Origin of the sequence: Acinetobacter sp. KAM396 (assembly GCF_021602765.1) — a bacterium.
Taxonomy (GTDB): Bacteria; Pseudomonadota; Gammaproteobacteria; order Pseudomonadales; family Moraxellaceae; genus Acinetobacter; species Acinetobacter towneri_A.
Map to the genome: position 1 here is coordinate 20,922 of NZ_BPPH01000027.1, position 11,627 is coordinate 32,548.

Sequence of the window (11,627 nt, forward strand, 5' to 3'; positions counted from 1 at the left end):
AATTATCATACCTTTTTATAATTTTGTTGCCGATGTTTCGTTAAAATTGTTTTATACAAAATATGATTAGCTTTCAACAAAACGCGAATTAGAATAAAGCAATGACAACCTCAGTTTAACTGTCGATTTTATCGGCACTTGGGTTTGAAATTCGCTATTTATTTTTTGACAATAGCAACACATAACAAAATGTAGGGAATGCAATGTCTAATAAACGTTACAGTCAGCTTTATCGTAATTTCACTAAAAAAATCTTAAATAAGATTGTGACGCCGCAAGTATTAGGCACGACTGCAGAATTAGAATATCGTATTGCTCAAAGCTCTGAAAAAACAAAATTTTGTTATGTGCTGCAAGATGCCTCTCTCAGCAATATCGCCTTAATTGATCAGCAGACGCAATCTCGGGGTTTACCTTCCGTATATGCGCCTTTGATCATTGCCGAGCACCAGGAAGATGATTCCATTTTGGTCTTGCATGAGAAAAACCCACAGCACAGTGCTTATCACTACTCTGCCAAATTGATTCGTTTAATTGAAACCCTAAAGCAACATCCTGAACATGATGTGGTGTTCGTTCCTGTGACTGTACTTTGGGGACGCTCACCCGAATACGAAGACTCTTGGTTTAAAGCATTATTTGCCGATGCGTGGTCTACGCCAAACAAGCTCAAACAAATCCTTAATATTTCACTCTATTCACGTGATAACTATATCGAGTTTCATAAAGCGATTTCTTTACGTCAGCTCATTACACAAGCCACACTACAACAGCCACACTTATCTCCTGCACACTTTATTGAGAAACATCTAGAACACAATTTTAATCAATACAAAGAAGCAATTTTAGGCCCAGACTTATCTGACCGCCGTAATCTAATTCATACTTTAATGAAAACTGAAGCTGTACAACAAGCTATTCGCAAAGAAAGTATCGAACAAAAAGTGAGTATGGTTGAGGCAGAAAAGCGCGCTAAAAACTATTTAACTGAAATTGTATCGGACTTTTCTTATTCGACTTTGCGTTTTGCTGAATTGGCACTGACCAAGCTTTGGACACAGCTCTATGATGGCATTGAAGTGCATCACTTTGACACAGTACGTGAACTCGCCAAAGATTATGAAATTGTCTATACCCCTTGTCATCGTAGCCACATCGACTATTTATTGCTGTCTTATGTAATTTTCAATCGTGGATTGATGGTACCGCATATTGCAGCAGGTATTAATTTAAATTTACCGATTGTAGGTCAACTCATGCGTGGTGGTGGTGCGTATTTTATTCGCCGTACTTTTAGCGGCAATGAATTATACACCTCAGTATTTAAAGAATATTTACACAGCTTATTGTCACGCAACACCCCACTTGAATACTTTATTGAAGGTGGACGATCACGCACAGGTTTATTGTTACCACCGAAAAAAGGCATGTTGTCGATGACTATTCAAAGTCATTTACGCGGAGCAACCAAACCTATTGCATTTATTCCGACGTATTTTGGTTATGAAAAACTGATTGAGGGTACATCTTATTTAAATGAATTAAACGGCAAACCCAAAGAAGCCGAATCTTTATGGGGCATTTTAAACTCTGCCCGTAAAATTGAAAAAGTCTTTGGTAAGGTCTATGTCAACTTTGGTGAACCTGTATTTTTAGATGATGTTTTAGTAGCCAACCAAGCACACAATGTAAAACTGAATATCAATGACGAACTACCGAGCTCTGTAATTCATACGGTAGATCATACTGCGCATGCGATTTTGGAAAATATCAATAAAGCCGTAGTGATTAATCCAATTGCACTCATCTCTCTGATTTTATTAAATGTCGATCAGCATGCCTTGACACAAGATGAGCTACTCAGACGAATTGAACAATATCGCTATTTGCTCAAACAATTATGTTATGACCCCCGTATGATTATTACGGAATTAAATCCACAAGAAATTATTGAATATGCACTAAAACTTAAACAAGTGCAGCATTTTAAAGAAGATGATATAGAACGAATTCGAGTCGCTGAAAGCCAAAAAATCTTATTGAGCTATTTTAGCAATAATATTTTACATTGCTTTATTTTACCGGCGTGTGTCGCATTAATTGTGCAGCAGTTTAATGAACAAAACTTAGTATTATCCCGCGCAGAATTAATGCAAAAAATGCAGGCGATTTATCCATATTTGAAACAAGAGTTTTTCTTGGCATGGGCACCACAGGACCTTGCTCAAGAAATAGAAAAAATTGTGGCGTATTTTATCCAACAAAACTGGATGACAGAAACAAATCAACAACTACTGCCGAACCTAATTACCCAGCATGAATTCTATGCCTTAGCGGAACTGGCAAAACCAAGTTTAAATAATTTCGTATTGATTCAAGGACTTTTGCTGCATTATAGCCAACACATTCCTTTAAATCTAAAAGTTTTGGAAAAAATGGCCAAAACAGTATTACAACGCGCTGCAGATTCTGCACAATTTAAGTCTGGTTATTATTTTGATAGTGCAACCTTAAAAAGTTTTGTTAGCAGTTTAGATCAACAAGGCATCTTACAACACAATGCTACACATATAATCCTAGATGATACTTTTAGAACCAAAATGTCAGAATGTTTTGCTTGGTACAACCCAGAAATTCAGGAATTGTTAACTGCGTCTAGTGAATTTAGTGAGAAAGAATTAAAAAATTTTGAACAGATAAAAAAATAGGTTTAATTGTAACTCAACCACATTTTGATCAACTTTTTTATTAGAATATCAGCCCTATATTTATGATGGGCTGATATGATTTAAAAAAGCATAATTGTTCTCATATATAACCAATGATTTATGTTATATCATTTATCTTCCACTCCCGCCTAATATATTGGGTTAGCTGTAAATTAAGAGAATAAACAATGAACGATGGGCTTGAAATCACATCAATGCGCGAATCTGCGGATACGGTTGTTGGAATTTTAAAATCTTTGGCGAATACTGACCGCCTTTTAATTCTTTGTCATTTATCTCAGCAAGAATTAAATGTTTCTCAAATTGAAGAGTTAACCCAAATTCATCAACCTACGTTATCGCAACAATTAATGATGCTGCGTAAAAGTGATGTAGTGAATACCCGTCGTGATGGCAAGCAAATTTTTTATTCAATTAAAGATGACAAAATGGTGCAGATTCTTAATATCCTATACTCACTTTATTGCCCACAGGACTGAATAATGATGCCTATATATCAGGCATATCCATAAAATTTAATTCCCCCTCCTATCTCAAAGACTTCTTAGCATTTTTTGTTCATAATATATCTAAATTTATGATTTAGATTTTACTATGTCAGATTTCAATTCACTATTGGCACGGGTGCTACCTGCTTGGCAATGGCTGCGAAAATACAATGCAGAAACATTTAAAACTGACCTGTTGTCTGCGTTTATCGTCATAGCCATGTTGGTACCTCAAGGAATGGCTTATGCAATGCTTGCAGGTTTACCTCCTGTCATGGGTTTATATGCAAGCGTGATCCCCATGATCATGTACGCCTTGTTTGGTGGCAGCCCAACCTTGTCCATTGGCCCAGTCGCCATTATTTCCATGATGACCTTTGCGACGCTCAATCCATTGTTTGAAGTTGGTTCGGCGGCTTATATTCAAGCAGCCTGTTTACTTGCCCTGTTGGTCGGCATTATTTCACTACTTTTAGGTGTTTTTCGTTTCGGTTTTTTAATTCAACTCATTAGCCATCCTGTCATTAAAAGCTTCATTATTGCCTCTGCATTAATGATTGCCATTGGACAGCTTAAATTTGTTTTAGACATCCCCCTTAAAGCCAATAACTTACCTGAATTCTTACACAGCTTTTGGCAATATGTGGGAAAAACCCATCTTTATAGCGTGCTCTTGGGTGTTGCTGCCATTTTATTTCTAATTTGTGCGCCTAAAATCATCAACAGTAATGCCATTCGTGAACGTGTTCGAGGTAGTGGTTTTCTCTTAAAAGCCTTGCCATTGGTATTGGTGATCGGTTCAATTGCTTTGGTTTATTCACTGCATTTGCAACAGGTCGGCATTAAAACAGTAGGAGAAATTCCTTCAGGATTCCCGCCTATTCAACTCCCTGAATGGAATACACAACTCGTTCTCCAACTTATGCCAGGCGCAGCCATGATTTCGATGATTAGTTTTGTAGAGTCATTGTCTATTGCGCAAGCCACTGCCTTACAGCAACGCAGTCACTTAAATAGCAATCAGGAACTCATTGCACTCGGATTAGCCAATCTTGGTGCAGGTGTCAGTTCCTCTTTTCCCGTCACGGGTAGTTTGTCACGTACCGTTGTCAATGCCGATGCAGGTGCAAAAACACCAATGGCAGGTATATTCACCTCCATCCTGATTGTTATTGTCAGTTTATACTTCACGGGATTTTTCCAGGACTTACCACTGGCTGTTTTGGCTGCAACCATTATTGTTTCAATTTGGAAACTGGTTGAGTTCCAATCTTTTATAGAAACTTGGCGTTATTCCAAAGCCGATGGTCTAGCCATGTGGGTTACGTTCTTTAGTGTTGTGTTAATTGATATTTCGACAGGTTTAATTATGGGTATAATTTCTACCTTTATTCTAATGTTGTGGCGTATTAGCCGACCACATATAGCAGTAATCGGTTTACTTGAAGGCACACAACATTTTCGTAATATTGAGCGACATCAAGTACGTACCGCGCCACATGTGCTTTCTATGCGAATTGACGAAAATCTAACTTTTTTAAATGCCAATACTTTAAAAGGCTTTTTTATTAATCAAGTCAGTCAAAACCCTGAGTTAAAGCATGTTGTGGTGAATTGTTCGAGTATTAGCAGTATTGATTTAAGCGCACTCGAAATGCTGGAAGATTTAAATCTTGAACTCGAAAAATTAAATATCTGTCTGCATTTTTCAGAAATTAAAGGCCCTGTAATGGACAAATTACAGCATTCAAAACTTTTACAGCATTTAAATGGAAAAGTTTATTTGTCACATTATTTAGCCATGCAAGAAATTGCGCCTGAACTTACTCAAAGAGCAAGAAATGGGTCTTTAATTTAATCTTTAAAACTGGATAATCAATATACATCCTTTTTAATCAATCAGTACTTTTATCTTCCTGAAATTTAAACAGTTTGATAAATATCACTTTTAAAAATACAGACTTAACTTTTAAATCAAAATTATTTTTAAGCCCATGAGAATTTCAGTATAGAATAGCCGCTTTCCCTTACCTTGTTTTAGTATGTTTTCAGCTTTTTTGCGTTTGAGCTTGGTCTCCCGAATTATGATTGCAATTGTACTCGGCGTGGTTGTTGCAATTTTATTCCCAGAATCTGCGCCTTATTTAAGTCTTTTGGGTGATTTATTTATTAAAGCTCTAAAGTCTGTTGCGCCAGTTTTAGTGTTTCTTTTGGTGATGGCGTCGATTGCTAATTTTAAAATCGGAAGCAGCAATGCTTATATCAAACCAATTATGCTGATGTATGCGATTGGTATGTTCTTAGCTGCACTCAGTGCAGTTATTGCAAGTACACTTTTCCCAAGCACATTGTTTTTAGATGTTGCAACACAAACAGAATTAACCCCGCCAGGCAGTCTTGCTGAAATTTTAAAAAACCTTTTACTTAGTTTTGTCGCCAACCCTGTAGTTGCTATTGCCGAAGCCAACTTTATTGGTATTTTGGCTTGGGCTGTGACTTTAGGGATTGCTTTTCGTCATGCTACAGATACCACCAAAGCACTGCTCAATGATGCTGCCAATGCAGTCAATCGCGTCATTCGCTTAGTGATTAACTTTGCGCCTTTCGGAATTTTTGGTTTAGTTGCCGTGACATTTGCCGATGCAGGCTTGAGCACCTTAGCTAGTTACGCTCAATTATTGGCAGTTTTGTTAGGGACAATGTTCTTTGTTGCGCTGGTCATCAACCCAATCATGGTGGCATTTGTGACCCGCAGCAATCCTTATCCTTTAGTTTTTCAATGCTTACGCGAAAGTGGCATTACCGCATTCTTTACTCGTAGTTCTGCAGCCAACATTCCTGTCAACTTAGACTTAGCCAAGCGCTTAGGTGTACAGGAATCAACGGCGAGTGTTGCAATTCCTTTAGGCGCAACAGTTAACATGGCAGGCGCATCGGTCACCATCACCGTTTTAACCTTAGCTGCAGTAAACACCCTCGGGATTTCTGTCGATTTTAGCACCATGCTGATTTTATCTGTAGTTGCAACGGTGTCTGCCTGCGGTGCTTCAGGTGTTGCTGGCGGCTCATTACTGCTCATCCCTGTAGCGTGTGGCTTATTTGGTATTTCTTCAGATATCGCCATGCAAGTGGTTGCGGTTGGTATGGTCATTAGCGTGTTGCAAGATTCAACCGAAACTGCGCTCAACTCATCTACCGATGTACTATTTACTACTGCGGTTGGCCGCGGTTTGAGTTAAGATACAATGCGTTAGGAAACTTACACTATCATCGACTATGCCTTTTCAAACTTTACCACTTTGGGTGCAATTTGGTGCTTTTTTTCTGGCAGTCAACGCTGGAATTATTAACGTACTCGGATTGGTGACCGTATTACATCAGTCCGTTTCACACATGACTGGAAACGTCAGTATCTTGGCGATGGCGCTAATCAACTGGAAACCAGAAGCGATGATTTTCTTGTTTGTCGTGATTTTGTGCTATGTCATCGGTTCATTTTATAGCGGCGTCATTTTAGGAAATAGTAATTTTCGCTTAGGGCGGCGTTATGGTTTACCCATGAGTTTGGTGGCGTTATTTATTTTAATTTGCTGGGTGTTATTGCCTTATTTCCCACGTTATGCCCTGCTTTGGGCGTCAGTCGCCATGGGCATACAAAATGCCATGGTCAGCTACTATAAAGGTACCATCATCCGTACCACACATTTATCTGGGGTATTGACCGATTTAGGCTTAGCTCTCGGTTATCGAGTCAGAGGCTTACAAGTCGAAAAAAAACGTATTGTTTTGCACTTACTGATTTTACTTGGTTTCTTTGTGGGTGGATTGCTCGCTGCAGCCATTTATCCTACATTTAAACTGAATTCTTTTCTGGTACCTGCTGGACTCAGCCTAAGCTTGAGTTTGGTGTATTGGATTATTTATTTTCGCTATCGACATCTTCAACATTAAGTTTTGGAAATTATCATGGTTAAAAATGCACTACAGGCACAATTGCTCAAAGCGGGTTTAGTCGATAATAAAAAGGCAAAAAAACTGTCTAAACAAGCCGTACACGAACAGCGCACAGGCGAAAGTAAAGATGCTGAAGTGAAAGCCAAAATTGCACAGGCACAGCAAGAAAAACTGGCCAAAGACCAAGCCATTGAGCAAGAAAAGAAAGCAGCTTTACAGGAAAAAGAATTGAAAGCTGCAATTATGCAAATGATTCATCAGCATAAAATTCGTGATACCGATGGTGAAGTTGCTTATCAATTTTTAGACGGCAAAATAAAAAAAGTGTATATCAATCAACAAATTTACAATGCGCTCGTGGCAGGTAGTTTGGTGATTGCCAAGGAAAATGACAGCTATGCCTTCCTACCGAAAGCTTTGGCTGAACGTATTAATAGCAAAATGGAAGGCTTTATTATTGTCAATAATGCCGAGAAAAATGAAGCAACAACAGATGAAGAAGATCCATATGCAGCCTATGTGATTCCAGATGATTTGATGTGGTAGGCCACGCAAATTTTTATGCAAATATTGACGCTAAGTATTTATTCAAAAAGCCAGTATCTGTACTGGCTTTTTGAATAGAGCTATACATTCAGTTAAAACTTACTGTAAAAACAAATAATTAAAATGTAGCAAAAAAGTTACTCAGCCTTAAAATTTAAACTTTAGTCGATACACTATCTAGCAATTTCAGACATCAATTAAAAATTAAGGTGGATTGCAGGCTAAGATTTACAATGCCATGCAGACGAAAAACAGTAACCTTAAAGCGAGGATCTTTTGCAAGACTTAAATTTAATTCAAAATATTCAGGAATGGTTCAACCAATACCCTTGGTTAGAAATGCTGACCTCACTCAGTATTGTGATTTTACTGGCAATTTTAGCCAACTTTATCGCCAAACAAATTGTGGTGCGTGGTATTCGTAAACTCATTTCTAAAATGACCTTTACCAATAGCGAAATTATTTCACAGCATAGCGTGATCCGTCGTATTGCCAATATTGTCCCTGCTGTCGTGATTATGAATGGCATTACCACCGTGCCGCACTTATCAGATAAAGTAGAAAGCTTTGTGCAAATGGCTGCGCAAGCCTTTATATTCCTGACCATTGCTTTGGCAATTTCTGAATTTTTAAATATTTTTAACCTGTTCTATCAACGCAATCCTAAATCACGCAACAAGCCAATTAAGGGCTATTTGCAGTTAGTTAAACTCATTATTTATGTGGTGTGTGCCCTCATGATTTTAGGCACTTTCCTAAAAAAAGATGTGTTTACCTTACTCGCGGGTTTTGGTGCAATGGCTGCTGTCTTGATGTTGGTTTTCCAAAATACCATTTTATCTTTGGTGGCTTCAGTACAAATTTCTTCCTACGATATGGTACGGATTGGTGACTGGATTGAAATGCCGTCATTAAATGCCGATGGTGATGTCATTGATATGTCATTACATACTGTTACCGTACAAAACTGGGATAAAACTCTAACCACCATTCCAACCAATAAACTCATTACCGATACCTTTAAAAACTGGCGTGGCATGCAGGAAGCAGGTGCCCGACGTATTAAACGTGCCATTTTAATTGATCAAAGTTCTGTGCACTTTATGACTGAACAAGAACAAAGCAAACTGAAAGAATTCTTGTTATTGGATCAATATTTGCATAGTAAAAATGAAGAAATTGAACAGTTTAATCAGCAGTTAGCAAACCAATCACAATACAACCAGCGCCGTTTAACCAATTTAGGGACTTTCCGCGCCTATGTTGAGTTTTATCTGAAACAACATCCAGGTATTAATCAATCTCAGTCATTGATTATTCGCCAACTACAGCCGAGCAGTGAAGGTTTACCGCTAGAAATTTATGCTTTTACCAAAACCACTGCATGGAAAGAATATGAAAGTATTCAATCCGATATTTTTGATCATTTGCTGGCAATTATTCCTGAGTTTGGCTTAAAAGTGTATCAAGCCCCATCGGGTTCAGATTTAAAGCAAATTGCTGCACCATTTAAAGCAAGTTCTGTCCAAAGTCTAAATCCTGTAGAAATTGACGAGGCATAATTACGGATTTATTGCTGAGCCATGTGTCGCTAAATGCTTGCATGGCTCGGTAGCCGTTTTATTTTCAGCAAGACGATAAAATTTTTCATTTAAATTAAAATACATTTGTATATATTAATAAGAGAAAATAAAGTCTTATTTGTAACAGAGCTTTGTTGAAAAAAAATATCTAACACTATGATTCAATTGTATAAAAATTCCTCAAACCTTTAAATCACAGCTTGCTCCTAATTTATGTAATAAGGTCATTGCCGGTTGAAAAAGTCTAATGATTCTAAGAATTCACCTAACTTTTCAACTCAATAAAATGTGTCGCTCTTGTTAATTGATTCTAGATTCCAAAAATGATCATCAATAATGAGTCTAATGAAATATTGAAATTCACTACTTTTGTGCTTTAACGCTCATGATGATCAATACACTCGCTAGAGGATGAGGGATATGAGTTTATAAAAGATCTCTAATAGACCAAATAATGAAAAGTTTAAGGCAGGACACGGTACAACGTCGCAAAACATTGTTCTGCTTTTTCATTATTACAGAAATTAATGGTATGCGCATTTTTCCATTTTACAAAATATTGTGAAATGTCCCCTGTTTGGTCTTCCTGATATCCAGAACAATCCACTTCATTATTGTCATATTTAACTTGCAAAATTAAAGCAGGTAACGAATTTGCAGGGTCTTGTGAAGGTTGATAATCATATACGCCCGCAGACCATTCTTGACCGCTTTTAATCACCACATCGCTATTACTTTTAAAGTTGTAATATTCAATACATTTACGATTATTTGGTATTTGCATGCCCCACAGCCCCACAATTTCTGGACGGGTCACCACACGAAATTTATTGGTCGTTTCTGCTGCTACTGGCGTTAACTTGGCTGAATGTATTGTTGTATTTTCATTCGCAATCGCACAGACAGAACATAAGCTTAAAACTGTGGTTAGATATATTTTTTTCATACATTTATTTAAAGATATAAACCGTTTAGACAACTTAGCATATTTTTAATCCAAATCTGCAAGCATAAACACAACACAACAATTTTATTTAGCAAAAGTGTGACACAATTTACATTTAATTGACTTTATGGGTAATGGTTATTTGATATGATCGCCTTTCTGTTATGAACGTCAAACTCATCAAGTTTTTTTCTTAATTATCAACCCATTGCAAAAGTGAGTTTAGTACTTGCAAAACTTTAGCATACCGCAAACTATATCTTCGGCTCAAAAGCAAATATTTGCCTTTGGGCTGCTTGCTGTTGTGGTATTTTTTGCTTGTTTATTGGGTATTTTTACTCGCCCGCTTAGCTACTTTTCTTTTTTTTGGCCAACCAACGCCCTCTTGTTGGGGCTACTCATTCGCTTTCCATCTTTAAAAAGTTTTGGTGCAATTTTGGGTGCGTTTTTTGGCTATATGGGCGCCGATTTGGTCACAGGCAATACTTTCCTGATGACGCTAGGTTTGACGCTTTCCAACTTTGTAGCTGTTTTTAGTGGGTTGTTTTTCTTTAATTCTGCCCGCGCTAAACTTCCAGCGAGCAATAATAATGTGTCAGAGCTATATCCACATATTATTGCTGTAACTTTAGGCTGTTTCTTTGGGGCTTTATTTGCCATTCTTCTGCTGCCAAATTTGCCGCACACCTTTATGTTAAAAGAAAATCGTTGGATTGATTTTTTTACTTGGTCGTCTGGTGAAATTTTAAATGCGGTAATTGTCTTACCTTTAATTTTGGCTGCCCCACGCTGGTCTAAATTCAAAAAACTTATAAATAATCAATATGCTAAAGAAACTCAAATTCAGGATATCTTGCCCTTTTTTGCATTGCTGATCTCTATCGCCTGCACCCATATTTTTTATGGACCAGGTGCATTGTTGTATCCATTGGCTGCATTAATTTGGGCAGCTGCCAGCTATCAACTTTTTAATTTGGCACTGATTAATAGCTTGGTCTGTTTAACTCTGTATCATAGCGTCACAGGCTTGTTTATAGATCAAGTGAATTCGAGTTATTTAATCAACATTATTTCTATTCGTGTGGGTTTAATTATTTTAGGTCTTGCCACGTTAATTTTATGTGTGATTAACCAAAACCGAAATCAGTTGTATAGAGAAGTATTGTATCTGGCAAATCATGACAGTTTAACTGAAACACTAAACCGCCGCAGTTTTACCCAGTTAAGTGAAAAAGCTTTAAAGCACAAAGACAATCATTTACTGTCTTTAATTAGATCTCTTGCGAAAGTAAAAACCACCTCAATCTAAGTTTCATGAGATATCAGAACTTAAACCGTTTTTCAGATTCTGAATTTAAACGCTTGGTTGGCGTACCTCGA

At 37.4% G+C, this 11,627-nt stretch carries 9 protein-coding genes; 8 read left to right on the forward strand and 1 reads right to left on the reverse strand.

The window, feature by feature from the left end:
* Nucleotides 1-203: 203 nt before the first annotated feature.
* The 7 genes from plsB to L6C30_RS11565 all read left to right on the forward strand — a co-directional run bounded on the left by plsB (nt 204) and on the right by L6C30_RS11565 (nt 9,280).
* On the forward strand, nt 204-2,708 hold the full coding sequence (gene plsB, locus L6C30_RS11535) for a glycerol-3-phosphate 1-O-acyltransferase PlsB (protein ID WP_236163127.1): 2,505 nt from the start codon (nt 204-206) through the stop codon (nt 2,706-2,708).
* A 188-nt stretch (nt 2,709-2,896) separates the two neighbouring features.
* The gene (locus L6C30_RS11540) at nt 2,897-3,208 is read left to right on the forward strand and encodes a metalloregulator ArsR/SmtB family transcription factor (RefSeq protein WP_070155112.1); all 312 of its coding nucleotides are present in this window, start codon (nt 2,897-2,899) and stop codon (nt 3,206-3,208) included.
* A 115-nt stretch (nt 3,209-3,323) separates the two neighbouring features.
* Entirely contained in the window at nt 3,324-5,075 is a 1,752-nt protein-coding gene (locus L6C30_RS11545; protein ID WP_236163128.1) for a SulP family inorganic anion transporter, read from the forward strand.
* Nucleotides 5,076-5,259: 184 nt separating this feature from the next.
* Nucleotides 5,260-6,456 carry a serine/threonine transporter SstT gene (gene sstT, locus L6C30_RS11550; RefSeq protein ID WP_070155641.1) on the forward strand — a complete coding sequence of 399 codons (1,197 nt, stop codon included), beginning with the start codon at nt 5,260-5,262 and terminating at the stop codon, nt 6,454-6,456.
* Nucleotides 6,457-6,493: 37 nt separating this feature from the next.
* Nucleotides 6,494-7,168, forward strand: a complete 675-nt coding sequence (locus L6C30_RS11555) for a YoaK family protein (protein WP_070155643.1) — start codon at nt 6,494-6,496, stop codon at nt 7,166-7,168.
* Nucleotides 7,169-7,183: 15 nt separating this feature from the next.
* On the forward strand, nt 7,184-7,717 hold the full coding sequence (locus tag L6C30_RS11560) for a DUF2058 domain-containing protein (protein WP_019837323.1): 534 nt from the start codon (nt 7,184-7,186) through the stop codon (nt 7,715-7,717).
* A gap of 276 nt (nt 7,718-7,993) precedes the next feature.
* Nucleotides 7,994-9,280, forward strand: coding sequence for a mechanosensitive ion channel family protein (locus tag L6C30_RS11565; RefSeq protein WP_070155645.1), 1,287 nt, complete (start codon nt 7,994-7,996; stop codon nt 9,278-9,280).
* A gap of 484 nt (nt 9,281-9,764) precedes the next feature.
* Here the strand turns inward: L6C30_RS11565 and L6C30_RS11570 are convergent, their stop codons facing one another.
* Nucleotides 9,765-10,247, reverse strand: coding sequence for a hypothetical protein (locus L6C30_RS11570; protein ID WP_070155647.1), 483 nt, complete (start codon nt 10,245-10,247; stop codon nt 9,765-9,767).
* 229 nt (nt 10,248-10,476) lie between these two features.
* Between L6C30_RS11570 and L6C30_RS11575 the strand changes: the two genes are divergently transcribed.
* Nucleotides 10,477-11,556, forward strand: coding sequence for an MASE1 domain-containing protein (locus tag L6C30_RS11575; RefSeq protein WP_236163395.1), 1,080 nt, complete (start codon nt 10,477-10,479; stop codon nt 11,554-11,556).
* Nucleotides 11,557-11,627 lie beyond the last annotated feature (71 nt).